Here is a 26,267-nt window from a genome sequence, read left to right as displayed (position 1 = left end):
CTCCTCCTTTATCCTCCTTTTTCTCGTCTCTTCCTTACATAGTCCTGTATTTCCCTAAGAGAATATGCATACATATCCTCAGCATATCCATCATAATATCTTTTATACCACTTTACCGTCCTTTTTAACGCTTCATTTATGTCATACACAGGATGCCAATTCAACAAAAAGTGAGCCTTACTACAATCAAGTTTTAAAAGCGTAGCCTCATGAAAATCATCTTCCTTTTCCAAAATCTCATATTTACCTTCCCCCCAATACTCTATTACTTTCTTTGTAACCTCCTCTACTGTTAAAATATCTGTATCAAAAGGTCCAAAATTCCATGCTCCACTAAATTTTTCTCTATTTTCTAACATTTTAATACCCAAAAGAAGATATCCATAAAGAGGCTCTAAAACATACTGCCATGGTCTTATTGCTTTTGGTTTCCTTATCTTTATAGCTTCCCCTTTTGACAATGCCCTTATGCAGTCTGGAATTAGTCTATCTTCTTGCCAATCTCCTCCCCCTATAACATTACCTGCTCTAACAGAAGATAAAGCAATTCCTAAATTATCCATAAAACTTCTCTTATAAGCTGATACGATTAGTTCAACACATCCTTTACTTGAACTATAAGGATCATAACCCCCCATAGGATCAATTTCTCTATAGCCATAAAACCATTCTCTATTCTCATAACACTTATCACTTGTTACTATTATAACTGCTTTAACCTCTCTAATCTCTCTTACCGATTCTAATAGATTTACTGTTCCCATAATATTAACTTCATAAGTATAGCGAGGAGCAATATAGGAATACCTTACTAAAGGTTGGGCAGCTAAGTGAAAAACTACATCTGGTTTATATTTTTTAAATACTTTTCTAAGACTTTCTTCATCTCTTATGTCACCTACAATATGAATTATTCTTTCTTTTAAATTTAAAATCTCAAATAGTGAGGGATTAGTAGGGGGTTCTAAGGAATAACCTATTACCTCAGCACCTAATTCACTTAGCCATAGTGTAAGCCAAGACCCTTTAAACCCAGTATGTCCTGTCACTAATACTTTTCTGCCTCTATAGTTTTGAAAAATATTAGCCATGTTTCAATGACCAATCATAAGGTATTTTATCTGTAAAAGGATCTAACCTTATTATTTCTTCTGGATCATGGGGTATAGAGGCACAATTTGCAACTATAGCAGTTTTAGTACCTATTCCTTTAAAACCATTCCATATCATAGGAGGAATTTTTACTAATAAATAATTTTCTTCTCCCATAAATATCTCCATCAAATTACCTCTTGTTGGGGAATCTTCTCTATCATCATATAAAACAAGTTTTATCATCCCTTGAATCACAGCATAATTCAATATCATCTTTTTATGAAGGTGCCAACCTTTTATAACCCCAGGATATACTAAAGAAAAGTATATCTCTCCAAAATTTTCAAAAATAGGGTCATCAGCTCTTAACATGTGGTATATTACTCCTCTTTCATCCGGAATCTTAGTTAACTGTTTTATATATACTCCTTGGATGTAATTACCTTTTACTCCTTTAATTAAGTCCTTATCTCCAAAATCCATTTTTTTCACCTTCCCATACTATAACATTCAAAAGTTTCTTCTAATCCCTTTTCTAAATCGTATTTAGGTATCCACTTCAAAAAATTTATAGTACTTGATATATCTGCTTTACTATAAAAAACCTCATTATTTGAATAAGGTATTTTTCCCCAATTAACTTTTATCTTTTTACCAGAAATCTTTTCCAGCAGACATATTAATTCACGTAAAGTATGCGTAATTCCTGTCCCTATATCAAAACTTTGATATATACCTTTCATGTTAATAATATAGTTCATAGCTTTTATATATGCATCAACAATATCTTTAACATAAATAAAATCTAAGGATTGAAAACCCTCTGTCATATCTATTTCTTCATCATTAATTATCTTTTTTATTAAGTAAGGTATCAACTTATTAGGATTATCTTTATAACCATAAGGAGAAAAAATTCTCAAAGTTATAGCCTTAATACCATAATTAAAAGCATAAAATTTTAGAATTTCTTCAAAGGCCAGCTTAGTGGAAGCATATAAATTAAAAGGATACGATATATTCTGAAAACCATAACTATAAACTTTTTCAAAAAATGTACCGGTATTTATAAAATGCCTAACCCCTACCAAGGACATACTTTCCAGTATTTTAGTTGGAAATTCTATATTTGATTCCAGCATAAAAGGCAAATCAACATAACTGTGATATTTCTTATAGTATGTTGCCAAGTGAATTACTACATCAGGTTTTACACTTTTTATTACTTCCATTATATCTTCTTTATCTACATCAAAAGCCTTTATTTTATCTATATATTCCTTTATTCTCCATACATCTGATGTGCTTCTCTTTAATATAAATACTTCATGTATATTGTTTTTTATCAAATCTTCTACTAAGTGAGATCCTATAAAACCTGTAGCCCCTGTAATTAAAACTTTCACTCCGCCCACACCTTCCAAGGAGGATTACCACTATTCCAAAGTTCTTCCAACTCTCTTTTATCCCTTAATGTATCCATAGGCTTCCAGAACCCATAATGTTTATATGCTACAAGTTGTCCATCCCTGGCCAAGTTTACTAAGGACTCTTTCTCCCAAATAGTATCATCACCACTTATATAATCAAAAACTTCAGGTTCTAATACGAAAAATCCGCCATTTATCCAAGCTTTATCTCCCTTAGGTTTTTCTTCAAAACTTACTACAAGATTTTCATCATTGATATCTAAAGCTCCAAATCTACCCGAAGGTTGTACAGCAGTCACAGTAGCATATTTACCATGTTTTCTATGAAAATCTAAAAGTTCTCTTAAGTTAATATCTCCAACCCCATCACCATATGTAGCCATAAACGTTTCATTTCCTATATACTTTTGTACTCTTTTTATCCTTCCCCCTGTCTGTGTATTTAATCCCGTATCAACAAGAGTTACTCTCCAAGGTTCACAATAGTTATTATGCACTTCTATTGTATTTTCCTTTAGAGAAATAGTAATATCACTATTGTGGATAAAATAATTTGCAAAATATTCCTTAATCATATATCCCTTATATCCAAGGCAGATTATAAAATCATTAAATCCATAAGTGGAATATATTTTCATAATATGCCAAAGTATAGGTTTACCACCTATTTCAACCATAGGTTTTGGCCTTAAATCTGTTTCCTCACTTAACCTTGTCCCAAATCCCCCAGCTAAAATCACTACTTTCATCTTAAACTTCTCCTTCCCCCAATTCTTTCCTTAATTTACCAAAAAGTTCCCCTTCATCCTCATATCTTATTATAGTAGCATCTTTTATTCCTTCCAAAAGGGCCGAAAGTTTTACATCCTTTTTAGCCAAAAGTATTATTCTTTTCCCTTCCATATAGGCAAGCATTATCTCCATTCCTACTCCATGGCTTGGTTTGGAAACTTCTGCCAAAATTATATCCGAGGCCTTAACTCCCATAGTATCTCTGATAAGTACATCTTGGGGAGATATATCTGTATCAACTCCTGAAAGCACCCAAGGAGAAGTAAGTTCAAAGCCAAGATCTTGTATTAAATTAGCCAATTTTTTCGTAAGCTCATTATTGTAGTAATTTATGATAGGTACAGCAAGATATATCTTTTTCATATTTACATCTTCCAGCTTATTAATTCTAACAAAATTCCCTCAGGACCATAAAAATATGCATATTTTCCATTAGGAAATTCCAAGGGGCCTAAAACAAATTCAATGCCCCTTGATCTTAAATATTCACAAGTTTTATCTATATCATCCACAAAAAAAGCAATATGTTCTACTCCTGTCTTTTTCCTATCTTCCCATTTTTTCTTTTCCATATAAATTGGGAGGTCATCTGGTGCTATTAATTCCAACATTGAACTACCCATATTTAAGAAGATAATTCTTGCCTTTTCTCCTTCATCATAAAAATCCAACTTTACATTAAAACCTAATATATCGCGGTAAAATCTAATATTTTCCTCTATATCCTTTACAATGATGGATACGTGGTCAAGCTTAATATTCACAGTACACCTCCCCCAAATTTTATTTTCTTTCTACGTTATTAAAATATTTATTTTTGTTCCTTCATATTCTAAGGATAATATTAACATTTTATCAAAAGTATCATCAAGCTTTTTATTGTATAGGTAAATTCTTATTCCTTAATTAACTTGAGGATAAGGGATATTATTTTAAAAAATTTAGTCAACTATATTGACTAAATAAAAAGTTAATGATATAATTCCCCAAAAGTCAACTTAGTTGACTAATTTATAGGGAGGTGTTTTAAATGTCTTTCTCAAAACCTAAATTTAGGACCCTTCTATTAGTAATTGCTGTCTTACTCTTACTCGGTACCTTTATGAGTTTTGCTCAAAGCACAGTTAAATTAAGAGTAGTTACATATTTCACAGGAGAGGACCCCTTCTCCCCTGCTTGGAAAGAAGCAATAGCACTTTTTAAACAAAAGTATCCAAATGTGGAGATTATAGATGAAGCTGTTCCTACCGCTAATGATGCTATAAGAACAAAGGTAAAAACAGATTTTGCTACAGATAACGAGCCCGATGTTATGTTCTTCTTCACTGGTGCTGATGCTGTACCATTATTAAAGACCGGGAAAGTATATGCTTGGGATGAAGAAATAGAAAAGGATAAAAAATGGAGCGATAATTTCAATAAAGCCGCATTAAAATTCACCACTTACAAGGGGGACATAAAAGAGTACGACGGAAAAATCTATGCATTACCTACCATAGGTTTTTATGAAGGACTCTTTGTTAATAAAGATCTTTTTGAGAAATATAATCTTGCTCTTCCCACAGATTGGAACAAATTCACAAAGGCTATTAGCGTTTTGAAATCCAAGAATATTATCCCAATTGCTGGATCAATCCTTGAATCCTATTACTTAATTGAGACTTTTGTTCTTTCCGCTGGGGGTCCAGAGGGCCACGATACTCCATTCCATCCATCTTGGGAGACAGGATTAAACTACATTAGACAAGTATATAAATTGGGAGCATTTCCTAAGGATGCACTTACTATAAAAGATGATCAAGCTCGTGAACTTTTCTATACTAAGAAGGCTGGTATGATGGTTAATGGATCATGGTGTGTAGGAGGCTTAAAAGATAAAGAAAATACTGTTATTATGCCTCTTCCAGTAGTTCCTGGTGGAAAAGCTCATCCCACTGACATAATCGGTGGTTTTGGATCTGGTTGGTATGTTAGCAAAAAGGCAAATGCAGAAAAGAAAGGTCTTCCTGTTGAATTTGTAAAATTCATGACATCTCCAGAGATTGTAGCCAAATTTGTATCCATAGCAGGAGTTCCTGCAGTAAAAGTTAATCTTACTGGGCTTTCACCTGCCGCAAAAAGTGGATTTGATATGATGGCAAAAGCAAGAGCCATCTGTATGCCAATTGATGCTCAAATTGTACCAGAAGCCTTTACAAAGATAAGATTAGGACTTTCCTATGTAGTTACAGGAGAAAGATCAGCAAAGGACCTACTGAAAGAAGCAAAAGAAATTCATGAAAGAGCACAAAAGTAATACTTACTCCCCCTTTATATAAATCTTTTGGGGGGAGGGGGACAAAAAGCCCTCTCCCCCTTGATTTTTATTTACAGGGAGGTATCCAAATGCAGGAAAAATATACAAAAAAATATAAATTGTTATTTCTTCTGCCAAGTTTAATCATCATAGGCATATTTATATACTATGCCCTTTTTGCCACTTTTTATTATAGCTTATTTAATTGGAGAGATTTTTCAAAATATAAATCTTTTATAGGAATAGAAAATTATAAATATCTTTTCAGAGATATATCTTTTATTAAAGCCATAAAAAATACTTTCATACTGCTCCTTTTTGCAGTTGTCTTTCAAATAGGAATAGCTCTTGTCTTAGCCCTTATTGTGGACACCTTAAGAAGAGGATATAAATTTTTTAGAACCATTTATCTTTTTCCAGTAATAATTTCAGGAAGCGCAATAGGTCTTTTATTCTATCTTATGTATAGCTATGATTATGGGCTTCTTAATTCATTACTTTCCCTCTTAGGTAAAGGAAAGGTTTTATGGATTACACCAAAAACTGCCTTATGGGCAGTACTTATACCTGTCATATGGCAATATGTAGGTTTCTATTTTGTCATCATTTTAGCTGCCCTATATCAGATTCCTCAAAGTATTCATGATGCTGCAAAAATAGATGGATTCAGTGAGTTTAAAAAAGCCTTTTATATTTCTATTCCCCTTATATGGGATGTCTTAGCTGTATGTATTTCTTTAGTAATTATAGGTACATTTAAGGTTTTTGATGTGGTCTATGTGATAACAGGAGGAGGCCCTATGGATGCAAGTCAAGTCTTAGGTACCTACCTTTATACTGTGGCCTTTACAGGACAAAATCAAGGATATGCAAGTGCTATAGGTACTGTTATTATATTCCTTGGTATAATTCTCTCTCTTATAGCCCAGATAATAACCAAAAGAGAAAGAATTATATATCAGGCTTAAGGAGGAATCAAAATGAGAAAATTATATTCTCTTTTGAAATATACATTATTAATCCTATGGGGACTAACCACATTATTCCCCATATATTGGGTAATGATAAATTCCTTTAAACCCACAAGTGAAATATTGCTAAACCCATTATCTTTTCCTAAGAATTTTCATATAGAAAATTATCTTCAACTCTCAAACTATGGAAATATAAATTTCTTAAAGGGATTTAAAAATAGTGCAATTATTTCTTTTAGCACAACTTTACTGGTACTATTTTTAGGAAGTCTTGCATCCTATGCTATTGCCAGACTTAACTTTAAAAGAGCAAATTTAATAAATTCCTTCCTCGTAGGAGCCCAATTAGTACCTGCCTTCTCCATAGTAATTCCTGCCCTTATTGTTTTCAAAACAGTTCATCTTTCTGGAAGTTATCTTTCCCTAATACTTCTTCAAACCGCTTGTTTTCTCCCCTTCTCCATCCTTACTATTACCAGCTTTATGAAATCTATACCAGTAGAATTGGAAGAGGCAGCATATATAGATGGAGCATCTGTACTTCAAACCTTTCTAAAAATCATATTACCTACCTCCATACCTGCCCTTGTCACAGCCGGAATATTTGTATTTCTTTGGTCTTACAATGACCTCTTTATGTCCCTTATTCTCCTTCCCTTAAGAGAGAAACAACCTATCTGTGTATTACTCTCCCTGGTATCCAGTGCTTACGGAACCAATTATGGTGCTATGATGGCAGCCCTTTTTGTTACTATTATCCCAGTAGTTGTTATTTATACTTTTCTACAAGAATATATTGTAAGGGGACTTATGTCAGGAGCTGGAATAAGATAAAGGATTTGATATACTAATATATATCTTTCTTTTTGGGGAGGTATAAGATGGTAAAATATGAGTTTCCCAAGAAATTTTATTGGGGTACTGCCACTTCATCTCACCAAATAGAAGGGGGTAATATTTACAACGATTGGTGGGAGTTTGAAAGTCAAGGAAAAGTCAAAGATGGACAGATATCAGGATCTGCTTGTGATAGCTGGAACAGATATGAAGAAGATTTTGACCTAATACAAAAGTTAAATAATAATGCCTATAGATTTTCCATTGAATGGAGTAGAATAGAGCCTGAAGAAGGAAAATTCAATGAAGAAGCATTAAACAGATACAAAGATATGATCATCTCTTTAAGAAAAAGAAATATAGAACCCTTTGTTACACTTCATCATTTTACAAATCCCCTATGGATAGCTAAAAAAGGAGGTTGGCTAAATCCAGAAACTATTGATTATTATTTAAGATATGTGGAAAAAGTAGTAGGTGAATTTAAAGATCTTGTGAAATATTACATGACCATAAATGAGCCTAATGCCTATGCCTTTATGGCATATCTTTATGGAGAATTTCCTCCCCAGGAAAAGAGCCTAAAAAAGATGTTAAAAGTACTAAATAATATGGTAAAAGCCCATGCTAAAGTCTACAAATTAATCCATGATATAAGAAAAGATGCAGAAGTAAGTATAGCTTATAATGTACTCCTTATTGAGCCTTTGAATTCCAAATCTTTTATAGACAGGAAAATTGCAAGTTTTGCAGACAGAATATATAATCGGGTTTTCATAGAAACCCTTATTACTGGTAAATTCTCCTCCCCTCTCTTAAAAGAAAATATCCCATATGCAAAAGATACATTGGACTACTTAGGAATAAATTATTACACAAGAATTTTAATGGGAATCAAGACCTTTTTTAACCCTTCCATAAATACAGCTACCAATAATGAAAGATCAAATTTTGGATGGGAAATCTATCCAGAAGGCTTCTATAAAGTAGTTAAAAGATTCTGGGAGCTTACAAAGAAACCAATTTTTATTACAGAAAATGGTATCTCAGATGCCCAAGATGACAGAAGACCAAAATACTTAATATCCCATTTAATAGCATTACATAAAGCAATAAAAGAAGGAGTAGATGTAAGGGGATATTTTCATTGGAGTCTTATGGATAATTTTGAGTGGGCAGAAGGATTTAAACAAAGATTTGGCCTTTTTGAGACAAACTTTGATACAAAAGAGAGAATCTGGAGAAAAAGTGCAGAATTATACTCTAAAATAGCGAAAAATAATGGAATTACAGAGGATATGGAATCTCTCTATTAATATCATATCTCCAAAAATCTTTCCAGAAGTTTGGAACTTTAGCTTTAAAATTCATGTTTTCCTTCTTTACAGGATGAGGGAGGGTTAATTTATAACAGTGAAGAAATATCTTGTCTTTAAAGATTTTACCTCCTCCATATTTTTCATCTCCCAAAATAGGATGACCTATTTTTGAAAGCTGTACTCTTAGCTGATGCTTTCTTCCTGTCTGAGGTATAAGCTTTACTAATGACATATTTTTATCCTCATCTATCACCTCATAAAATGTTACAGCCTCTTTACCCAAGGAACCATCTGATACAATCTTAGCCTTTCTCTCAAGTTCCTCCCAATGAATATAACCTTTTAAGATACCACTTTTTTCTCTAAAAATGCCTTTTACTAATGCTAAATATATCTTCTCTACTCTTCTTTCTCTAAAAGCCTCCGAAAGCCTGCCCGCTGATTTGCTATTTCTGGCAAAAACTATTACTCCAGATACAGGCTTATCTAATCTATGCACTATAGCTAAAAAGACATTACCAGGTTTTTGATATTTAATCTTAATATATTCCTTTGCAGCTTGTAAAAGTGTCTTCTTTCCTGTAATATCTCCTTGTACAAGGATACCTGCAGGTTTATTTAAAACAAGTAAATGATTATCTTCAAACAATATATCAAGATTTAAAAAGTCTGCCACTTTAAAACCTCATGGAGTTCCTTTTTCTTTGGCCTTTGGGGTATCTCCGCAGGATAACCTACTGCAAGCATAACCATAAGTTCTAAGTTATTTGGACAGTTAACTAACTTCTTAACATCCTCAGAATGAGGCTTCTTATATGAATTTATCCAACAAGTACCCAATCCATAAGCTTGTGCAGAAATAATAATATTTTCTGCAGCAGCACATGCATCCTCCAAAGCTGTTTCTGCATCCTTTTCACAAAAGATCAAAATTCCAGCTCCCGCCTCCTTCAAAAACCTACCCCATGGTGTCACATCTGCCAATTTATCTTTAAGAGTTTTATCTGTTACTACTAAAAAAACCCACGGCTGTCTGTTATATCCAGAAGGTGCCAATCTACCACAATCCACAAGATCCTCTAAAATTTCTTTTGGCACTTCTTTATCTAAATATTTCCTTACACTTACCCTCGATTTAATAACTTTAATAATCTCAAGCATAATAAAATCCCTCCCAAATTTTATTTTTTCCTATTTTATCATATGATAAAATAAAACATGACCTTGAAGCTCACTTTCTTTGATGGGGTAAATTGTATAGGAGGTAACAAAATACTTTTAGAAGAGGATGAATATGCTCTTATTTTAGATTTTGGTATTAATTTCAATGAAGAGAATAATTACTTTGACGAATTCTTAAGACCAAGAAGTTATTTTGGAATTTATGATCTTTACAATCTAAATCTTATACCCCCTTTGGAAGGAATATATAGAAAAGATTTAACAATCCCAGAAATTTGGGAAAACTTTAAAAATCATCCATGGCATCGGGAAATAAATCCTATAGCCATCCTTATATCCCATGCCCACTTAGATCACGTAGGATACCTTTCCTATCTCCATGAGGATATACCTATTATTACATCCCTAATATCATCCCTTATTATGAAAAGCTTAGAGGACACAAGTAGAATAATATCTGATCTATGCTTAGTAAGGAGAAAAACCCAAGAAAACGGAATCTTAAAAACAGAAAGAAACAAATTTATAAAAAGACCATATATTACCTTTGGCAACGGAGCAATATCTAAGATAGAAGAGTTTTGGAATAAGCTTGAAAGAAAGGGCCAAAAAAACATTGATATAGTAGATAAACCAATTAAGATAATAGACCATGAAACTTATAAGATAGGTCCTTTTGAGATTATTGCCTTTCCTGTAGACCACTCTATACCGGGAGCAGTAAGTTTTGCCATAAATACAAAAATAGGCTGGGTTGTATATACAGGAGATCTGAGATTACATGGAAGAAACAAATATCATTCAGAAAAATTTATTGAAAAATTAAAGGAAATATCAATAAAAGTCCTAATATGTGAAGGTACACATCCAAAAGTAGATCACCTATATACTGAAGAAGATGTTAAAGAAAATATCTATCACATTGTTAAAAACTCAAAAGGATATATAATTGCTGATTTTGGAGCAAGAAATATTGATCGATTAATGAGTTTTCTGGAAATAGCAAAAGAGGTAGGAAGAAGACTTGTATTAACCCTAAAGGATATATATCTCTTGGAAGCTCTATCCTTGGTTGGATATCCTGATCCTAAAGAAGATGAGTACATAACCTTTTACAAAAAACCCAAAGGCTCCTATGAAACGTGGGAAGAGAATCTCTTAGATAGATATGATATACAAGGAAAAGGAATCTCCGCAAAAGAAATAAGAAACAATCCTGATGATTTTATCCTCTGTATGTCTTACTATGACTTTCATATTTTACTTGACATATTACCTAATGGGGGTACCTATATATTTTCCTCCAGTGAAGCTTTTAATGAAGAGATGAAAATAGATCAAAAAAAGATAGAAAATTGGTTAAATTACTTCCACATAGAGATAAGGGGAAACTTGGTAGAAAAAAGAGAAGAATCTCCTTTTCACGCTAGTGGACACATTCATGGTGATGGAATAATAAAGCTTGTTAACTATGCAAAACCAGAATATTTAATACCTATACACACAGAAAAGGATAAAAATATAGACTTTTTTGATCAATTTAAGGATTTTTGTAAAGTAATTTACCCAAAGAAAGGAGAGACTATAACAATCATATGAACGAGAAGGATAAAGTCAAAATTATTCCTAAAAATTTTTACAAAAAATTGTTAGAGCATATTACTGATGGTATTTATTTTGTAGATACTAATAGAAAAATCATATATTGGAACAAATCGGCAGAAAAAATTACAGGATACAAAAAGAAAGAAATTATAGGAAAATACTGCCATGATAATATCCTAAGACATATAGATGAAAAGGGAAATGAGCTATGTCTTTCAGAGTGTCCCTTAGTTTATGCTATAAAAGAAGATAAAATTGTAGAAAAACAAGTTTTTCTTCATCGTAAGGACGGAGTAAGATTACCAGTACTTGTAAGTGTAAATCCCATAAAAGCTAAGAATGGGGAAATTATAGGGGCAGTTGAAATTTTCAGAGAGACTTCAGAAACTTTACATTTAAAGAAAATGGTAAGTGAACTTTATCGAAAAACTTATATGGATGAACTTACAGAAATTCCCAACCGAAGATTCTTAGATTACTATTTAGATTTGAAAATAAATGAATTCCAAAAATATCATCATATCTTTGGAGTACTTTTTATAGATATAGATGATTTTAAGAAAATTAATGATACTTATGGACATAGAATAGGAGATATGGTATTAAAAACCGTTGCTGAAACGTTAAAAAATAATATAAGAGCTACAGATATGGTAGGAAGATATGGGGGAGAAGAATTTATTGTGGTATATTCTGATTTGGAAAAAAAGGATATTTTATATCAGCTTGCTGAAAAATTAAGAATCTTAGTAAAAAATTCACATATACATTTGGAAGAAAAAATTCTAAATGTCACCGTATCCATAGGAGGAACCTTAGTAAAGGAAGATGATAATAAGGAGAAAATTATAGAAAGAGCAGATAAATTAATGTATCAAGCCAAAAAAGAAGGGAAAGATAGAGTTATTGTTAAATAAAAAATAAAATAAAAATCAACTTTTTGGGGTAAAATTTGTAAAAAGATAGAAATTATAAGGCTTAACCTGTTTAAAAAATTTTTTAAATAATTTAACAAAAGTTTTTTTTGACAAAAAAATTTAGATTGTGTTAAAATTTTGGAGATTATGGAAGGAAAAGTATCACTACTTGGATTTTTGCTTGCTTTTTCTGAAAACTTAGATAATCAGGTACCTGAAAAAAGGAGACATTCCTCTCGGGTAGCTAACATTTCTTTCTTCATAGCAGATAAACTGAATTTATCAGAAAAGGAGAAATATAACCTAATAATATCTGCTCTTTTACACGATGCTGGAAATGGTAACAATAATTTTAAAAACTCTTCCAAAGAGATAGACGAGCATGCCTTGAAAGGAAGCCTTTTTATATCTGATATACCCTTCTTAGAAAATATTTCCAAAATCATAAAATATCACCATATAGCATGGGATTTTGGGAAAGGAAATATATATAAAGAAGAACCTGTACCTATAGAGAGCCAAATCTTATTTCTTGCTGAATTTATAGATCATAAATTAAATAAGCAAAAATACATATTAAAGGAAAAAAACAAGATTATCAAAAGGGTAAAGGAAGAAGGAGAAAAATTATTTAACAAAGATGTAATGGAGGCTTTCTTATCCCTATCTAATAAGGAATCTTTTTGGTTTGAGGTAAATTATAATACTCCATCTCCTGAAGATTTCTCCTGTGATTTAAAATTAGATATAGATGGTCTTTTACTACTTTCGAAAGCTGTAGCAAGAATCGTAGACTATAGAAGTAAGATTCAGGTTAGACATTCAAGAAATGTAACCAATGCTACCTCCTATTTATCAGAAAAATTAGGCTACGATTCAGAAATGATTAAGAAAATAAAAATAGCAGGATATCTACATGACATAGGAAAGGTAGCATTACCCTCTTCCATACTTTTAAAGCAGGAAAAATTATCTAAAAAAGATATCGATTATATTAAAGTACATCCTTTTAAAACCTATCTTACCCTTAAAAAGGGGCTTCCATATGAAGATATTACTATATGGGCTTCATATCACCATGAAAAATTAAATGGAAAAGGTTATCCTTTTAGAGTATCAGGAGAGAGTATCCCAATTCCTGCAAGGATAATCACTATATCTGATATTTATTCAGCCCTCTTAGAAAATAGACCCTATAGATTGGGACTTTCAGAAAATAAAGTATTAAGTTATATGAAGAAATTAGCTACTGAAAAATATATAGACAAGGAAATCTTTTCCATAATATTAGAAAATAAAGAAGAAGTTTCCTCTGTGATAAAGCTATAATTTTTTTAAAACCTGGTATATTCCACATTTAAGATATAACGACTCTGGATGGGTAAAAAGGATAGGATGATCTTTTGCTTGATATCTAAACTCTACAAGTCTTAAAATTCTGTTTGCATCAATACTTGCAGATTCAATTATTTTTTGAAATACTTCTGGTGTTACGTGTTGAGAACATGAACAAGTTATTAAAAAACCTCCATCTTTTATAATCTTCATTGCCCTAAGATTAATCTCCTTATACCCTCTCAAAGCATTATCAAGAGTCCTCTGAGATTTTGCAAAGGCAGGAGGATCAAGAATTACTACATCAAAGCTTCTACCTTCCTTATGAAAGGTCTTTAAAAGATCAAAAGCATTCTCTTCAACAAATTCTATCTTATTTAAAAATCCATTTAACTTAGCATTTTCTTTAGCTATCTCAAGAGCTGTTTGGGAAGAATCTACAGCTAAAACTCTTTTAGCTCCATATTTTAAAGCATGAAGAGAAAAAGACCCTGTATAACAAAATACATCAAGGACCTCTGCTCCATCTACCAAACCTTTTAAAGCCCTTCTATTTTCTCTCTGATCCAAAAAATATCCTGTCTTCTGACCATCCTCTACATCTACCAATATCTTTACTTCATTTTCATTAATTATTACTTTAGGATCAAAATCTCCCTTTATAGGACCCTTTATTTGAGGAAGTCCCTCTATCTCTCTTACAGGCACATCGTTTCTTTCATATATTCCCCGAGGATTAAAGATTTCATCTAATACTTCAACTATTATCTCCTTAAATCTATCAATTCCAAGGGTTAATGTTTGTATAACAAGAATATCCTCAAATTTATCCACAATAAGGCCTGGAAGAAAATCAGATTCAGCAAAAACCACTCTACAAGATGACGTATCTACAACTTTTTTTCGGTATTCCCATGCCCTAATAACTCTCTCTCTAAAAAAATCTTTATCTATTTCTTCTTCTTTTCTTGTGAGTATTCTTATTCTTATCTTTGAGTTAGGATTTATATATCCCCTACCGATAAAACTATTACTATTATCATAAACATCTACTATATCTCCAGGATTTATCTCCCCTAAAATCTTAGAGATCTCATTGTCATAAATCCATGGATTACCCCTTACAATCTTTGTATGAACACCCTTTTTAAGAATAACCTTCTTAATCTCTTTCATGGAGAAACAGAATTTTTTGATCCAGGCGTTGCATAAATATAATAAAATTTTCCATCATATCCTTGGACACTATAACACAACTTAGTAGAAGATGCAAAATTGGAAGTATCATATAAAAGACCTAAGAGACCAACATTTTTTAATTCCAAAGAATAATACTTCTCTGTATTACCATCAAGAACAGGTTGACCGCCCATCGAGGAGTTGTAATATACATCACATACCCGAATAACTCTATCACTAATGTTTCGATTCTCTAATAAAGTTAAAGTATAAGAATCGTTAGGTAGTTCACCAAAAGATGGTCCTAATCCATTATTTGAAACTTTAGCATAATTTATACCAGATAACCCATACCAATCCAAAATATTTGCAGAAGTTCCACTAACCACCATATACCCTCCAGGTATAAGAGTCCATGTTCCACTTACAAGGCTCATAATAGGATTCGAAGAAGTATATACAGCATAGTTATTAAACCAATTTACATATGCAACAGATATAGTAGAATACGTGGGATTGTGGACCTCAATATATTCCATCATTCTTTGATCTGATGTATTCCACCTTTGTATGGTACAAGGAGAAGGATAATACATAATCTCAGATATTACTAATTTAGGCATAAGGCAATATGCTACATACGCTACATTTCCTTGGAAGGTTATATAATTTAAATTAGAAGAGTTTGTCCAATTAGATGCATCTTGTGTTGGCAAAGAAAGAGAATTTCTAACCATGGAATACCATACTCTAAATTGTCCTGAGGTACTTCCAGGTTGACCACCCCAAGAAGATGTAAAACTTATTTGGTCAACAATTCTTCCAAAACTATCTTTTATTACAACAGTATCTCCACTACTATTTAAAATTGATCCACCATTTCCAAGTCCAGAACTATTTGTCTTTATATAAATAGCATATTCTGGTAAAGGGAAATAATAAGAATTGATTAAATTAGAGTTCCTTGTTCCTATAACAGCAGACTTTCCTGGTAATAAAGTCCACGTATTGTTTACTGATACTGAAAATAGATTTCCATTAATACTCCATCCCCTCAGATCAACAGGATTTTGAGTATTATTGTAAATTACAACGAACTGAAGATCTGCTGTTACAATATTATTCCCTAATTTATCCTTTGTAGGAGGAACATACATTATCTCTGTTATCACAACTCCGCCCAAATTTGTTGGTAAATCTGCCCTCAATCCCACATTGCTTGAATACTTTATTCCATTTGTCATAGTTAAGGTAAATATAATGAACCTTATTTCACGAAGATTGGAAGTATAAGTATTATCAAGCCTTGTACCTGTAAAAGTTATGTTCTCAATAGGTCCTGCAAGAATCTGTCCATCAAGGGCAAAATATTTTTTACCATCAGCACCTACTACTATGGAGTATGTATGAGTCACACCTGTACTAAGATTTATAGTAAGAGTATTGGTACTCATATATAAGATTTCCCTTCCCTGCCTTATATCCCTGGCAAGTCTATCCAGAATTATCTGAGCATTAGAAAATATTTCATTTTCTTCTGATTTCCCAAAGAATAAATCCAGGCTTTTGGTGAATAAATTTGAAAGGAATAGGACAATAAGTCCTAAGATAAAGATTGCTACCATTACCTCTATGAAAGTCAACCCCTTATTTCTCATGTTAATATTATACATCAAGGATTTTATGAATTAAACTATTAAATATTTACTTTTTAGTAGGAGATGTTAGAATAATAGAAGTTAAAATTAAGAAGGAGGTATATAGTAATGGGAAAAATTACTTTTAAGGCTGAGGGAAAATGGCTTGGTAACCTCAAAGTAGAGGCAAAAATTAGGGATAAATTCATCATTAACATGGATGAACCACCTTCCCTTGGAGGTGAAGACACTGCTCCAAACCCAGTAGAAGTAGTATTAGCAGCCCTAATTGGATGCTTAGGAATTGTAATTCAGGTAATAGCTAAAGAGAAAAATATCCCTCTCCAGAATGTAGAGATTCATACAGAAGGTGATCTTGATCCAAGAGGATTTATGGGAGATCCCAATATAAGAGCAGGATATGATGAAGTAAGAATAAGGGTTAAGATTGAAGCTCCCGTAGACAAGGCAAAAATTGAAGAGCTTATGAAAGAAGTAGAAAGAAGATGTCCTGTCTCGGATATCATTAAGAATCCTGTAAATCTAAAGATATCCTTAGAATAATTTAAGCACTAACAAGAACCTTATAAAGTTCCCTTCTATGGGTATAAATGATAATAATAAAATTGACCAAAAAGAAATATAAGATATAAATATCTCCAGTAAGAACCTTGTAAATTACAAATGGAATCAAACACAAAAAACCATAAAATACCTTGACAGCATCCTCCTCGGGGGATGCTCCATGCCATTTTGCTAGATTAAATATAAACATTGAAAGACCCAAAAAGATTGGCCCTTGTAGACCAGTTACTACTGTCCAAGCCCCAAAAGAAACTGAAATAGCCTTTCCTCCTCTTCCTCCAAGAAAGGGAGAAAAAACATGACCCAGTATTCCTGCCAAAGCAGCGGTAGTAATTACAAATCTATCTTTTAGATCCCTATATCTTATAAACCAAAAGAGAGGAAACATACCTTTAAGATAATCAAGAAGTACTCCTAATATTCCAATTTTCCAATTAGTAGATATCCATAGATTATATGCTCCAGGATTCCCATCTCTTACCTTTTTTAAATCTATATTGAGAAGCTTAGCTATAAAATAGGAATACATCATAGATCCTGAGAGAAATTGAAGAAAAATTATTATTAAACTATCCCACATTTATTTTTCTCCCCTTCCAGGAAACAGATTTTAAAAAGGATCCCTTTACTGTTGAGTAGATAAGTACGAAGACAAAGAAAAGAAAATGTAAAGGATAAAGAAAGGAATCTAAAATGTTATAATCTCCAAGTTTTCTTGTAAATATAAAGAGCTGAAAAACAAAAAGTAGATAAAAAATATTAAAAATACCATCATAAAAAGAACTTCCTAAAATTCCATAAAACCAGGCTAAAAGATATAAAACCTTCTTAATACTCAAAGAAGCTATAGTTTGAGAAGTATTCTTTGTAAATCCCTCCAATAAATCCCAAAAACCTCCAGGATACATCCTAAATTTTACATGCTCCCCTCCAAGAAGATTTGTAACACTTATTCCCTTTTTCATACAAAGATTACCAAAATAAAAATCTTCCACTACTTTATCTTTTATCTCTAAATGTCCCCCAACTTTCTCATAATCTTTCCTGGATATAAGCATTACTGGTCCATAAGCACCTTCTTTTCCCAAGGTAGACATAGTAATAACCACCCCAAGATTAAATATAAAATTCAAATGCTCATAAAACCTTTCAAATCTTTGATAAGGCCAACAAGATACCAATCCTTTATATTTTTCATAACTTGTTAAAAGCACTTCTATAAAATCTTCTCTTGGCTCTACATCAGCATCAAGAAATAAAAGCAGATCTCCTCTTGACTCTAAATATCCATTCCATATTGCCCAATTCTTTCCTACCCATCCTGCAGGTGGCTCCTCATTTAAAGATACTACCTTTACATTAAACTTTCTTGCTACCTCTTCTGTATTATCCTCAGAATTATCATTTACAACTATTATTTCATAAGGTCTGTATGTTTGTCTCTCAAGAAGAGAAAGAAGCTTGGGAAGATTTCTTTCTTCATTTCTTGCAGGGATTATAACAGAGATCTTATAGTGTTTTGAATTTAACCCTTCCCTCTTAAGAAATTTAAGAGTCTTATAGTATAACCAACCTATCACCCATGAGAAGAGATAAAGCATACCCCTCATTTCAAAAATATTATAAAACAAAAAAGAAGGAGAATACAATATATCAATGATGAAACAAACTCAGAATGTGCAAGCATTGGTGTGTACGTATAAAAATCCATGATGCTAACTCCAGAGATGAAGATCTTAAATTATGGTGAGATTGAAATATTTTTATAATTATTATAAAATTGATAACATGAAGGCAAGGGGTTTTAATTTATTGGAGCTCCTAATTGCCATTTCTATCATTGCTATTTTGGTTGCCATAGCAATTCCATTATATTTTGATGCCATAAAACAAGCCAAAAGAAATGCTCAACTCGAGAACATGAGAATTATAAAAACATCCTTAGAATTATATTATTTAAAAAATGGCGTCTATCCCGATGGAGGATCTGATCCTACTGGAGATGCCTGGGCCTTTACAACCTATTTTTTTAATAATCCTCAATATTTTTCAGAACCCTTAATATGCCCATATAACAATAAACCATACAATGTAATCTTTTGGCAGGATTATTATACTGACTGGGATACTATTTGGGACTGGATAGAAAGTACTAATAATTATCATCATATATATTACAGGACTGATAACCCTGCTAAAAATTACGCCCTTACTTATTACTCTCGTTGATTAAAAACCCAAAAGTATAGTAAGATAACTAAATAGATAGATATTTCGAATATAAGGAGGGATTTTTGTGCCCAAGGTATTAATCCTTTATGATAGTGTTTCTGGTAATACAAAAAAGATGGCAGAAGAAGTGGAAAAAGGAGTAAAAGAAGTAGAAGGAGTTGAGGTTACTCTAAAGCACGTAGATGAAGCAAAACCTGAAGATCTTTTAAATTACGATGGAATTATAGTTGGATCTCCAGCTTATTGTGGTACCCTTACATGGAAACTTAAAAAATTCTTTGATGAAAGTGTTAGCGTAGCATGGGGAAAAGTAAAAGGGAAAATTGGAGCGGCCTTTTCCTCTTCAGGAGGACTTGGAGGAGGCAACGAAGCTACTCTCTATTCCATATTAACAATTCTTATGAATTATGGATACTTAGTATTTGGACTCCCAGACTACTCAGCCCCAGGTGTCACAGCCCATTACGGGGCTGTCTCTGTTGGATATCCAAAGGAAGCAGAACAGAAAGCCTGTAGGCTTCTTGGTAAACAGATGGCAGAATATGTAAAGATGATAAGTTGTGGAAAGGAGAAATAAAATGAAGGTTAAATTTTTACTAAGTCCAATAGCCTATGATGTGGAAAATAAATTAAGAGAAGCAAAAGAATACTTTGGAAAATATATCACTTTAGAAGAAAGTGAAAATCCAGATGCTTTAATATTACTTACAGGAGGAACTGAAGAGCTGTCTATACCTTATTTAAAAGATGGCCTTTATCTACTTCCTTTTGGTACTTTTAACGGCTTAGCTGCAAGTTTAGAGATACAGGCATATACTAAAGAAAAGGGAATAAAAACCATATTAATTCCAAATCCCGAAGAAAAGACCATGAAAATTTTAAAAACCCTTGATGAGATAAAAAATAAAAAAATAGGGATCATAGGAAAACCAAGTGATTGGCTAATAAAAAGTGGAAATTACGATATATTGAAAGAGTTAGGATTAAATATCATAGAAATTTCCCTTACCGAGGTAGAAGAAAACATGGAAGAAGACACAGAACTTGCCAATAAAATATGGAACTTATCAAAAGAAAAAAAGATATCTTTTAAAGAACTGATAAAAGCAACCAAAATTTATTCAGCCTTAAAGAAAATTATCCGAAAATACGACCTAATTGCCCTTACAATAAGATGTTTTGATCTTGCTATAAACCTTAAAATTACAGGATGTCTTGCCTTATCTTTACTGAATGCGGAGGGAATTATAGCAAGTTGTGAAGGAGATACAGAAGCTCTTGCTACCATGCTATTTTCCTATAAATTAACTGGAAAAACACCATTCATGGTTAATTTGGCAAGAATAGATGATGATACATATACTTTTGCTCACTGTACCATCGCAGTGAATATTCCTGAATATTTTAATCTTAACATCCATTTTGAAACCTTGAGCAGTGTAGGTATAGAAGGACATATAAAAACAGACAAAATTACCATATTAAGACTTGGGAAAAATCATAAATTTACTGTATTTACTGGAGAAGTAGTAGAAAAATCTTGGGAAAATGATATGTGCAGAACTCAAATATCTGTAAGGATAAAAGATGAAAAATTCTTAAAAAATCCCATTGGTAACCACTTCATAATCCTCTTAGGGGATGAGGAAGATCTTATAAGTAAATTGGAAAAGATTGGATGGGAAAGAGTATGAAAAGAAAAGTATTAATAACAGGAAGCAAAGGGTTTTTAGGAAGTTACTTTATAAAAGAATTTGAGGAAGAGGAAATAATTCCCATAAGTCATCAAGATATGAATATAGAAGATAAGGATACAATTGATAAAATTATAAAAATAAAACCAGACTTAGTAATACATCCTGCAGCCATAAGGTCTCCAGATATATGTGAGGAAGATAAAGAAAAAGCATGGAAAGTAAACGCCATAGGTACTAAACATTTAGCCATTGCTTGTGCTATTTTAGATATACCTTTTATTTATATAAGTACTGATTATGTTTTCTCAGGAGACAAAGATATCCCATACACAGAATTTGACCCACCAAATCCTATAAATACCTACGAAAAAACAAAATTATATGGAGAGATTTTTACAAGAGAATTTTGTAAAAAATATTTCATCATAAGAACTTCTTATGTATTCGGTGAATATGGAAATAATGCTCTAACCCAGATATATAATACCTTAAAAGAAGAAAGAGAAGTTCATCTCAGTAATTATCATTTTGCATCTTGTACCTATGCAAAAGACTTAGTAAGAAAAGTAAAAGAGCTTTCCTATACCCAACTTTTCGGTACATATCATATTGTCAACAAAGGAACCATTACAAGATATGACTTTGCATGTAAAGTGGCAGAAATAGCGGGCTTTTCAAAAGACAAGATTATTCCACTTACTCCAGAAAACTTTAAAGCACCTGCTAAAAGGCCACTATACTCTGTATTAAGAAACTATATATTAGAGCTTTATAATATGGATGATATGCCTTACTATGAAGAATCCTTAAAAAAAGCAATTGAAAACATCTTAAAAGCAAAAGGAGGATAAGTATAAAAATGGCAGAACTAATGGTATGTCCTATATGTGGAAATCCAAGTTTAGAGGTAGATTATAGAACTGTAGAAAGTCTAACTAATAGAACTTTTAATAACAAAACTCAATGGTATATATGTACAAATCCAAATTGCAAATTAGCCTATTTCTCTAACGAAAATATTCTATATAAGAAAGACATCACAGTACCTATATGGTTTAAGGAGGAAAATAAAGAAAATGTCCCAATCTGCTACTGTGCAGATATAACTTTAAAGGAAATAAAAGAGGCTGTAAAAGAAGGATACAGATCTATTAGAGAGATAAAAAATTATCTCAATAAAAAAGAAGGTGGTATGTGTCTATATAAAAATCCTACAGGAAGGTGCTGTAGTAATCTATTTAATTTTTGTATAAGAATTTCTTTAAAATAAGATAGAATAACTAAACATTATTTCCTTATTTTTAAATGTCATAAAAATCTGATCTTACTAGATCCATATCAATGATTTTATTATTTAATCTGGCCTCCTCAGCAGAAAAAGCCATAAGATGGCTTTCAATAGACTCTTCTATGTTTGCTAATGTATTTTTTACCTCTCCCTTTAATGCTTTAACAAATTCATCTATAATTCCCTCGTCTCCACCACCATGTCCTAACATATCTTTAAAGGGTAAATTGAGATTTATCAATTCTTCACCTTTCCCAAAATACTTCACTTCAATAACATTATTATCTAAATCCCCATAAATCTCTCCATGAGTTCCATAAATATTAATTTTTCTTGTAATTTTCTCTGTAAATGCTGTCATGGTAAAGGTTGCATATATGGAATTTTCAAATTTTAACGAAACAACTTGATGGTCTACCACATTATTATCAGAGAAATAAACACACCTTCCATAGGGACCTTCTCTTAAGGCTTTAAGCCTTCCTTCTAACGATAAATCTTCAGATATCACAGAAACAGGCCAACCTGTATAATCTACAAGATAAATTTTCTTAGCATCATAAGGACAATCATCAATCTTACAATCTAAACACCTTTCTACTGCTCCAGAAGGAGCTTTATCCTTCCTAAAATGCACCAATTCTCCATAGGATGATAAATACTTAACCTTTTCTCCCACTAAAAAGAGAAGAATATCTAAATCATGACAACTTTTAGCAAGAATAGAAGGAGCTGATGTATCTTTATTTCTCCAATTTCCCCTTACAAAACTATGGGCAAAATGGAAAAATCCAATATTCTCCACAAGATTAATACCCACAAGATCTCCGATTACCTTTTTCTTCAAAAGCTCCCGCAACTTTTGAAAAAAGGGAGTATATCTTAAAACATGGGCTACAGTTATACTTGCATTATATTTTTTTGTCTCTCCATAAAGATCTTTAATCTCCTCCATATTTACTCCAATTGGTTTCTCAAGAAGTACTTTATATCCCTTCTTTATAGCACTCTTTGCTGGTGCTACATGCATTCTATCCATGGTTGTTATTATTACTCCATCAGCAAATTTTTCTCTCTCAAACACCTCTTCCCAACTTTTAAATTGAAATTCCTTAGGTATATTATGTTCTCTTGCAAACCTTTCCCTTCTTATATCATTTGGTTCCGCTACCGCTACAACCTTTATATCAGGTCTTTTCAAAACTATCTTTCCATAGGCTTCATAGCCTCTATTTCCAGCTCCTATCATTATTACACTCACCTTATCCATTTTCCTCACTCCTTTCTATCTTCTTTAGATTCTCAATAAAACTATTATCAGGATAATATCCATGATAGTTAACATAGGCATAAACAATAGCTCCAAGGACTGGAGAAAGTTGGGGAGGTCTTACCTTGTATCCTTCTTCATGAAGGGCCTTTATAAATTCTGTCCTCATAATTTCATTCTTTTCAATTACACTTCCACTATATGTTACAACTGGATACATAAGTCTTAACTTCTTCTTTACTGTAACCACTGTTAAAACTAATTCCTTTGCAGACTCCTTCAATATTTTTATAGCCTTTTTCTCTCCTTTTAAAGCTATCTCATAGGTAATCTTTGCTACTGATGCTATCTCTGACCTTTTATCCTTATTAGGATCATATATAAAGTTGATAAAATCTAAAGTATCTTTTAGACCTAATTCTTCAAATAGCATTATGGAAAGTAATGACTTTTTAGACCTTCCATCAAGTTCTTTACTTACTTCCCTCAGAGTTTCTACCCCTATATAATAGGCACTTCCCTCATCTCCGATAATACTTCCCCATCCACTTACTCTTACTTCTCTATTTCCTTTTCTTCCGTAAGCAATAGTTCCTGTTCCTGCCACTAAATGGATTCCTTCCCTTGCTAAATTCCCACCAGCCCAACCTACTACTACATCATTTACAATAAAATTAGGCTCAATTTGTACCTCTTCTTTTATTATCTTTCTTAACATTTTTATATCATCTCTAAATTCACCAACCGCAGGAAGTCCAAAACAAGATATAGTCTCTTCTGGTTTTATTTCACTCAATATTGGAGTTAAAAGTTCCCTTATGTTTTTCCTAAAAATCACTTCCCTATTTTCTAATATATTGGTAGGCCCCGAAATATTTTTAAATACAAGCTTACCCTTATCATCTACAATACAAGCTAAGGTTTTTGTACCTCCTCCATCAACTCCAAGATAATACATACTTAAACCTACCCCTCTATTTTATACTTACCTTTAATATATTATTTTCTTCAATTATCTCCCCTATTTTATTATCAGGATCTGCCTTTAAATATAGTTCGGATATATCAATCCCTTTAGGAAATTTATATTCTATCTCTTTAACTTCATTAGGTTTTAATTCATCCACAAAGAATTTTTCCAAAACATTATTATTAGAATCAAGAACCCAAACTTCCACATTTTTTGCAGATAAGAGTCCGGCATTTCCTATTCTAAAATATATTCTATCTTTCTTTTTTGTGATTTCATATTTTCCAAAATGAATTTCTGGCTTATTTGGATAACCTATAAAAAGTACTCTTGCTCCTTGAAAACCAAACTTTTGCTGTATAAAAGGAACATCATGATCATTATCATACATTTCTTCCTTCTTTATTTTTACCTCGTAAGTTTTAAAGACCTCACTATCTCCAACAGGTATGGAGGCAATAAATGGCCAGTTTTGTCCATTATATGTTGTTATTTTTAATGCCAAATCCTGTACTCCTCCATCATAAATAGTAACATAGAATATGGAGTCCTTTTTCTCTTTAAAAGTCAAAATTACTCCTGCGCTCCACCCCTCACACTTTCTTGCAAAAGTACCATAAATATTTTCCAAATCTTTCCATCCATCCCCATATATATAATTCTTATCATTTTTTCCCATAATTACTAATTGATCTATATTATCTGTAGTATATTCCCTTGGTTTAACAGGTTTACTTAAATCATATATTTTTGAAATGTATAAATCAGTAATTGCACCTAAAATACCGTATTTTTGCCATTGATTCTTAATATAATTGATAAGATCTATATCATCTTCTTCACTATAATCTAAAGCTAATATAATATACCCATATTTTTCTGCAAGATCCTTTTGCTTTTTTACTAAAGCATCTAATATGACATTTTTCTCATATTTTCCTGAAACAAAATTATACCCACTAGCAAAATCTTCCCATAAAACTGCATCTATATATTTTCCTGTATTTTCAAGAAGTTGAAACCCTCTATTTTGTATTAAAATAGCATTAGGAAAAGTATCTCTTATCCTTTTCACCAGGTTTACCATTCCAGGTCTTGTGTCTGGATAAATAACTGCTGTATCTAAGGTGTCTAAGAAAAAGCCATCATATTCTTTTTCATTGATTAAATTTTTCATCTTATTCAATACAAGATTTTGCCAAAAATCACACCTTGCATCAATAAACCATGAGTTCCAGTTTTCATTTTTCCCAAGAACACAATTTTTGGGTATACCGATAGTATTTGGATCCACATCTGATTCACCAATAGTAACATATACTACTACCTTTATTCCCTTACTTCTTAAATATTGTACTTCCTCCTTTGTAAGGGTATAATCTTGTATTACTACAAGATCATATTTCTCTAATTTATCCACATTGCCTTTACCGTAAAAGAACACAAAATTCTTTATATCCTTCAAGGGATTCTTTCTTAAACCATTATCAGCCCAAATATCATTTTCTATATACAAAAGAATAAGGAGTAAAAATAATACTAAAAAAAATCTTGAAAACCTCCTCATAAATTCTCACCTCTTTTAAATAAAAAGGGGATAAGGAGAATTCCCCCTTATCCCCATTAA

At 32.1% G+C, this 26,267-nt stretch carries 28 protein-coding genes; 13 read left to right on the top strand and 15 right to left on the bottom strand.

Annotated features, from left to right (window positions below):
- Window positions 1–8: 8 nt before the first annotated feature.
- The 6 genes from rfbG to ACY3JJ_RS01965 are packed head-to-tail and all read right to left on the bottom strand — an operon-like array spanning window position 9 to window position 4,081.
- Complete coding sequence (gene rfbG, locus ACY3JJ_RS01990) at window positions 9–1,091, bottom strand: CDP-glucose 4,6-dehydratase (RefSeq protein ID WP_463092128.1); 1,083 nt, start codon at window positions 1,089–1,091, stop codon at window positions 9–11.
- Entirely contained in the window at window positions 1,084–1,578 is a 495-nt protein-coding gene (locus ACY3JJ_RS01985; protein ID WP_463092617.1) for a dTDP-4-dehydrorhamnose 3,5-epimerase family protein, read from the bottom strand. Before ACY3JJ_RS01985 ends, rfbG begins: the two co-directional genes overlap by 8 nt.
- A gap of 5 nt (window positions 1,579–1,583) precedes the next feature.
- The gene (locus ACY3JJ_RS01980; RefSeq protein ID WP_463092127.1) at window positions 1,584–2,501 is read right to left on the bottom strand and encodes an NAD-dependent epimerase/dehydratase family protein; all 918 of its coding nucleotides are present in this window, start codon (window positions 2,499–2,501) and stop codon (window positions 1,584–1,586) included.
- Window positions 2,498–3,274 carry a glucose-1-phosphate cytidylyltransferase gene (rfbF, locus tag ACY3JJ_RS01975; RefSeq protein WP_463092126.1) on the bottom strand — a complete coding sequence of 259 codons (777 nt, stop codon included), beginning with the start codon at window positions 3,272–3,274 and terminating at the stop codon, window positions 2,498–2,500. Before rfbF ends, ACY3JJ_RS01980 begins: the two co-directional genes overlap by 4 nt.
- Window position 3,275: 1 nt before the next feature.
- Window positions 3,276–3,680 carry a nucleoside 2-deoxyribosyltransferase gene (locus tag ACY3JJ_RS01970; RefSeq protein WP_463092125.1) on the bottom strand — a complete coding sequence of 135 codons (405 nt, stop codon included), beginning with the start codon at window positions 3,678–3,680 and terminating at the stop codon, window positions 3,276–3,278.
- A 2-nt stretch (window positions 3,681–3,682) separates the two neighbouring features.
- Complete coding sequence (locus ACY3JJ_RS01965; RefSeq protein WP_463092124.1) at window positions 3,683–4,081, bottom strand: VOC family protein; 399 nt, start codon at window positions 4,079–4,081, stop codon at window positions 3,683–3,685.
- Window positions 4,082–4,347: 266 nt separating this feature from the next.
- Between ACY3JJ_RS01965 and ACY3JJ_RS01960 the strand changes: the two genes are divergently transcribed.
- The 4 genes from ACY3JJ_RS01960 (at window position 4,348) to ACY3JJ_RS01945 (ending at window position 8,740) form a co-directional block, all read left to right on the top strand.
- Complete coding sequence (locus ACY3JJ_RS01960) at window positions 4,348–5,613, top strand: ABC transporter substrate-binding protein (protein ID WP_463092123.1); 1,266 nt, start codon at window positions 4,348–4,350, stop codon at window positions 5,611–5,613.
- Window positions 5,614–5,702: 89 nt separating this feature from the next.
- Complete coding sequence (locus ACY3JJ_RS01955) at window positions 5,703–6,581, top strand: carbohydrate ABC transporter permease (RefSeq protein ID WP_463092122.1); 879 nt, start codon at window positions 5,703–5,705, stop codon at window positions 6,579–6,581.
- Between the two features lie 12 nt (window positions 6,582–6,593).
- Window positions 6,594–7,421: a carbohydrate ABC transporter permease gene (locus ACY3JJ_RS01950; RefSeq protein WP_463092121.1), complete on the top strand. Its 828-nt coding sequence runs from the start codon at window positions 6,594–6,596 to the stop codon at window positions 7,419–7,421.
- 47 nt (window positions 7,422–7,468) lie between these two features.
- The gene (locus ACY3JJ_RS01945) at window positions 7,469–8,740 is read left to right on the top strand and encodes a glycoside hydrolase family 1 protein (RefSeq protein WP_463092120.1); all 1,272 of its coding nucleotides are present in this window, start codon (window positions 7,469–7,471) and stop codon (window positions 8,738–8,740) included.
- Here the strand turns inward: ACY3JJ_RS01945 and ACY3JJ_RS01940 are convergent.
- Together ACY3JJ_RS01940 and ACY3JJ_RS01935 are read right to left on the bottom strand one after the other, a co-directional pair.
- Window positions 8,712–9,419, bottom strand: a complete 708-nt coding sequence (locus tag ACY3JJ_RS01940) for an RluA family pseudouridine synthase (protein WP_463092119.1) — start codon at window positions 9,417–9,419, stop codon at window positions 8,712–8,714. The two genes, ACY3JJ_RS01945 and ACY3JJ_RS01940, sit on opposite strands and share 29 nt — an antisense overlap.
- Entirely contained in the window at window positions 9,404–9,904 is a 501-nt protein-coding gene (locus ACY3JJ_RS01935) for a nitroreductase family protein (protein WP_463092118.1), read from the bottom strand. The genes ACY3JJ_RS01940 and ACY3JJ_RS01935 overlap by 16 nt, the downstream gene beginning before the upstream one ends.
- Window positions 9,905–9,961: 57 nt before the next feature.
- Between ACY3JJ_RS01935 and ACY3JJ_RS01930 the strand changes: the two genes are divergently transcribed.
- The 3 genes from ACY3JJ_RS01930 (at window position 9,962) to ACY3JJ_RS01920 (ending at window position 13,776) form a co-directional block, all read left to right on the top strand.
- Entirely contained in the window at window positions 9,962–11,524 is a 1,563-nt protein-coding gene (locus tag ACY3JJ_RS01930; RefSeq protein ID WP_463092117.1) for an MBL fold metallo-hydrolase RNA specificity domain-containing protein, read from the top strand.
- Entirely contained in the window at window positions 11,521–12,447 is a 927-nt protein-coding gene (locus ACY3JJ_RS01925; RefSeq protein ID WP_463092116.1) for a GGDEF domain-containing protein, read from the top strand. Before ACY3JJ_RS01930 ends, ACY3JJ_RS01925 begins: the two co-directional genes overlap by 4 nt.
- Window positions 12,448–12,594: 147 nt before the next feature.
- Window positions 12,595–13,776: an HD domain-containing phosphohydrolase gene (locus tag ACY3JJ_RS01920; RefSeq protein ID WP_463092115.1), complete on the top strand. Its 1,182-nt coding sequence runs from the start codon at window positions 12,595–12,597 to the stop codon at window positions 13,774–13,776.
- On the opposite strand, the gene ACY3JJ_RS01915 is transcribed toward ACY3JJ_RS01920, so the two are convergent.
- Together ACY3JJ_RS01915 and ACY3JJ_RS01910 are read right to left on the bottom strand one after the other, a co-directional pair.
- Window positions 13,771–14,949, bottom strand: a complete 1,179-nt coding sequence (locus tag ACY3JJ_RS01915) for a class I SAM-dependent rRNA methyltransferase (RefSeq protein WP_463092616.1) — start codon at window positions 14,947–14,949, stop codon at window positions 13,771–13,773. The two genes, ACY3JJ_RS01920 and ACY3JJ_RS01915, sit on opposite strands and share 6 nt — an antisense overlap.
- 5 nt (window positions 14,950–14,954) lie before the next feature.
- Entirely contained in the window at window positions 14,955–16,619 is a 1,665-nt protein-coding gene (locus ACY3JJ_RS01910) for a lamin tail domain-containing protein (RefSeq protein WP_463092114.1), read from the bottom strand.
- A 108-nt stretch (window positions 16,620–16,727) separates the two neighbouring features.
- Here ACY3JJ_RS01910 and ACY3JJ_RS01905 point away from each other — a divergent pair, with 108 nt between their 5' ends.
- Window positions 16,728–17,162 (top strand): OsmC family protein, encoded by a 435-nt coding sequence (locus tag ACY3JJ_RS01905; RefSeq protein ID WP_463092113.1) that lies wholly within the window; start codon window positions 16,728–16,730, stop codon window positions 17,160–17,162.
- A 1-nt stretch (window position 17,163) separates the two neighbouring features.
- Here the strand turns inward: ACY3JJ_RS01905 and ACY3JJ_RS01900 are convergent, their stop codons facing one another.
- Both ACY3JJ_RS01900 and ACY3JJ_RS01895 read right to left on the bottom strand, forming a co-directional pair.
- On the bottom strand, window positions 17,164–17,763 hold the full coding sequence (locus tag ACY3JJ_RS01900) for a glycerol-3-phosphate acyltransferase (RefSeq protein WP_463092112.1): 600 nt from the start codon (window positions 17,761–17,763) through the stop codon (window positions 17,164–17,166).
- On the bottom strand, window positions 17,753–18,793 hold the full coding sequence (locus tag ACY3JJ_RS01895) for a glycosyltransferase family 2 protein (RefSeq protein ID WP_463092111.1): 1,041 nt from the start codon (window positions 18,791–18,793) through the stop codon (window positions 17,753–17,755). Before ACY3JJ_RS01895 ends, ACY3JJ_RS01900 begins: the two co-directional genes overlap by 11 nt.
- A 178-nt stretch (window positions 18,794–18,971) precedes the next feature.
- Between ACY3JJ_RS01895 and ACY3JJ_RS01890 the strand changes: the two genes are divergently transcribed.
- The 5 genes from ACY3JJ_RS01890 to ACY3JJ_RS01870 all read left to right on the top strand — a co-directional run bounded on the left by ACY3JJ_RS01890 (window position 18,972) and on the right by ACY3JJ_RS01870 (window position 22,382).
- Window positions 18,972–19,412 carry a prepilin-type N-terminal cleavage/methylation domain-containing protein gene (locus tag ACY3JJ_RS01890; RefSeq protein WP_463092110.1) on the top strand — a complete coding sequence of 147 codons (441 nt, stop codon included), beginning with the start codon at window positions 18,972–18,974 and terminating at the stop codon, window positions 19,410–19,412.
- A gap of 67 nt (window positions 19,413–19,479) precedes the next feature.
- Complete coding sequence (locus tag ACY3JJ_RS01885; protein ID WP_463092109.1) at window positions 19,480–19,992, top strand: flavodoxin family protein; 513 nt, start codon at window positions 19,480–19,482, stop codon at window positions 19,990–19,992.
- Window position 19,993: 1 nt separating this feature from the next.
- Window positions 19,994–21,109 (top strand): hypothetical protein, encoded by a 1,116-nt coding sequence (locus tag ACY3JJ_RS01880; RefSeq protein WP_463092108.1) that lies wholly within the window; start codon window positions 19,994–19,996, stop codon window positions 21,107–21,109.
- Window positions 21,106–21,963 carry a dTDP-4-dehydrorhamnose reductase gene (gene rfbD / locus ACY3JJ_RS01875; RefSeq protein WP_463092107.1) on the top strand — a complete coding sequence of 286 codons (858 nt, stop codon included), beginning with the start codon at window positions 21,106–21,108 and terminating at the stop codon, window positions 21,961–21,963. Before ACY3JJ_RS01880 ends, rfbD begins: the two co-directional genes overlap by 4 nt.
- An 8-nt stretch (window positions 21,964–21,971) precedes the next feature.
- Window positions 21,972–22,382, top strand: coding sequence for a (2Fe-2S)-binding protein (locus tag ACY3JJ_RS01870; protein WP_463092106.1), 411 nt, complete (start codon window positions 21,972–21,974; stop codon window positions 22,380–22,382).
- 31 nt (window positions 22,383–22,413) lie between these two features.
- On the opposite strand, the gene ACY3JJ_RS01865 is transcribed toward ACY3JJ_RS01870, so the two are convergent.
- Genes ACY3JJ_RS01865 through ACY3JJ_RS01855 form a run of 3 tightly spaced genes read right to left on the bottom strand, consistent with a single transcriptional unit; the run spans window position 22,414 to window position 26,207 of the window.
- Window positions 22,414–23,670 (bottom strand): Gfo/Idh/MocA family protein, encoded by a 1,257-nt coding sequence (locus ACY3JJ_RS01865; RefSeq protein WP_463092105.1) that lies wholly within the window; start codon window positions 23,668–23,670, stop codon window positions 22,414–22,416.
- Window positions 23,663–24,628 (bottom strand): N-acetylglucosamine kinase, encoded by a 966-nt coding sequence (locus ACY3JJ_RS01860; protein ID WP_463092104.1) that lies wholly within the window; start codon window positions 24,626–24,628, stop codon window positions 23,663–23,665. Before ACY3JJ_RS01860 ends, ACY3JJ_RS01865 begins: the two co-directional genes overlap by 8 nt.
- Window positions 24,629–24,644: 16 nt before the next feature.
- Window positions 24,645–26,207, bottom strand: a complete 1,563-nt coding sequence (locus ACY3JJ_RS01855; protein WP_463092103.1) for an endo alpha-1,4 polygalactosaminidase — start codon at window positions 26,205–26,207, stop codon at window positions 24,645–24,647.
- Window positions 26,208–26,267 lie beyond the last annotated feature (60 nt).

Source organism: Dictyoglomus sp. DH (genome assembly GCF_055181375.1).
This window is presented reverse-complemented; position numbering and strand designations above follow the sequence as displayed.

What these genes read in the sequence shown, in the direction of transcription:
- rfbG (WP_463092128.1), bottom strand. Translation starts at nt 1,091, where the DNA reads ATGGCTAATATTTTTCAAAACTATAGAGGCAGAAAAGTATTAGTGACA.
- ACY3JJ_RS01985 (WP_463092617.1), bottom strand. Translation starts at nt 1,578, where the DNA reads ATGGATTTTGGAGATAAGGACTTAATTAAAGGAGTAAAAGGTAATTAC.
- rfbF (WP_463092126.1), bottom strand. Translation starts at nt 3,274, where the DNA reads ATGAAAGTAGTGATTTTAGCTGGGGGATTTGGGACAAGGTTAAGTGAG.
- ACY3JJ_RS01970 (WP_463092125.1), bottom strand. Translation starts at nt 3,680, where the DNA reads ATGAAAAAGATATATCTTGCTGTACCTATCATAAATTACTACAATAAT.
- ACY3JJ_RS01960 (WP_463092123.1), top strand. Translation starts at nt 4,348, where the DNA reads ATGTCTTTCTCAAAACCTAAATTTAGGACCCTTCTATTAGTAATTGCT.
- ACY3JJ_RS01955 (WP_463092122.1), top strand. Translation starts at nt 5,703, where the DNA reads ATGCAGGAAAAATATACAAAAAAATATAAATTGTTATTTCTTCTGCCA.
- ACY3JJ_RS01950 (WP_463092121.1), top strand. Translation starts at nt 6,594, where the DNA reads ATGAGAAAATTATATTCTCTTTTGAAATATACATTATTAATCCTATGG.
- ACY3JJ_RS01945 (WP_463092120.1), top strand. Translation starts at nt 7,469, where the DNA reads ATGGTAAAATATGAGTTTCCCAAGAAATTTTATTGGGGTACTGCCACT.
- ACY3JJ_RS01935 (WP_463092118.1), bottom strand. Translation starts at nt 9,904, where the DNA reads ATGCTTGAGATTATTAAAGTTATTAAATCGAGGGTAAGTGTAAGGAAA.
- ACY3JJ_RS01930 (WP_463092117.1), top strand. Translation starts at nt 9,962, where the DNA reads ATGACCTTGAAGCTCACTTTCTTTGATGGGGTAAATTGTATAGGAGGT.
- ACY3JJ_RS01925 (WP_463092116.1), top strand. Translation starts at nt 11,521, where the DNA reads ATGAACGAGAAGGATAAAGTCAAAATTATTCCTAAAAATTTTTACAAA.
- ACY3JJ_RS01920 (WP_463092115.1), top strand. Translation starts at nt 12,595, where the DNA reads ATGGAAGGAAAAGTATCACTACTTGGATTTTTGCTTGCTTTTTCTGAA.
- ACY3JJ_RS01910 (WP_463092114.1), bottom strand. Translation starts at nt 16,619, where the DNA reads ATGAGAAATAAGGGGTTGACTTTCATAGAGGTAATGGTAGCAATCTTT.
- ACY3JJ_RS01905 (WP_463092113.1), top strand. Translation starts at nt 16,728, where the DNA reads ATGGGAAAAATTACTTTTAAGGCTGAGGGAAAATGGCTTGGTAACCTC.
- ACY3JJ_RS01900 (WP_463092112.1), bottom strand. Translation starts at nt 17,763, where the DNA reads ATGTGGGATAGTTTAATAATAATTTTTCTTCAATTTCTCTCAGGATCT.
- ACY3JJ_RS01895 (WP_463092111.1), bottom strand. Translation starts at nt 18,793, where the DNA reads ATGAGGGGTATGCTTTATCTCTTCTCATGGGTGATAGGTTGGTTATAC.
- ACY3JJ_RS01890 (WP_463092110.1), top strand. Translation starts at nt 18,972, where the DNA reads ATGAAGGCAAGGGGTTTTAATTTATTGGAGCTCCTAATTGCCATTTCT.
- ACY3JJ_RS01880 (WP_463092108.1), top strand. Translation starts at nt 19,994, where the DNA reads ATGAAGGTTAAATTTTTACTAAGTCCAATAGCCTATGATGTGGAAAAT.
- rfbD (WP_463092107.1), top strand. Translation starts at nt 21,106, where the DNA reads ATGAAAAGAAAAGTATTAATAACAGGAAGCAAAGGGTTTTTAGGAAGT.
- ACY3JJ_RS01870 (WP_463092106.1), top strand. Translation starts at nt 21,972, where the DNA reads ATGGCAGAACTAATGGTATGTCCTATATGTGGAAATCCAAGTTTAGAG.
- ACY3JJ_RS01865 (WP_463092105.1), bottom strand. Translation starts at nt 23,670, where the DNA reads ATGGATAAGGTGAGTGTAATAATGATAGGAGCTGGAAATAGAGGCTAT.
- ACY3JJ_RS01860 (WP_463092104.1), bottom strand. Translation starts at nt 24,628, where the DNA reads ATGTATTATCTTGGAGTTGATGGAGGAGGTACAAAAACCTTAGCTTGT.
- ACY3JJ_RS01855 (WP_463092103.1), bottom strand. Translation starts at nt 26,207, where the DNA reads ATGAGGAGGTTTTCAAGATTTTTTTTAGTATTATTTTTACTCCTTATT.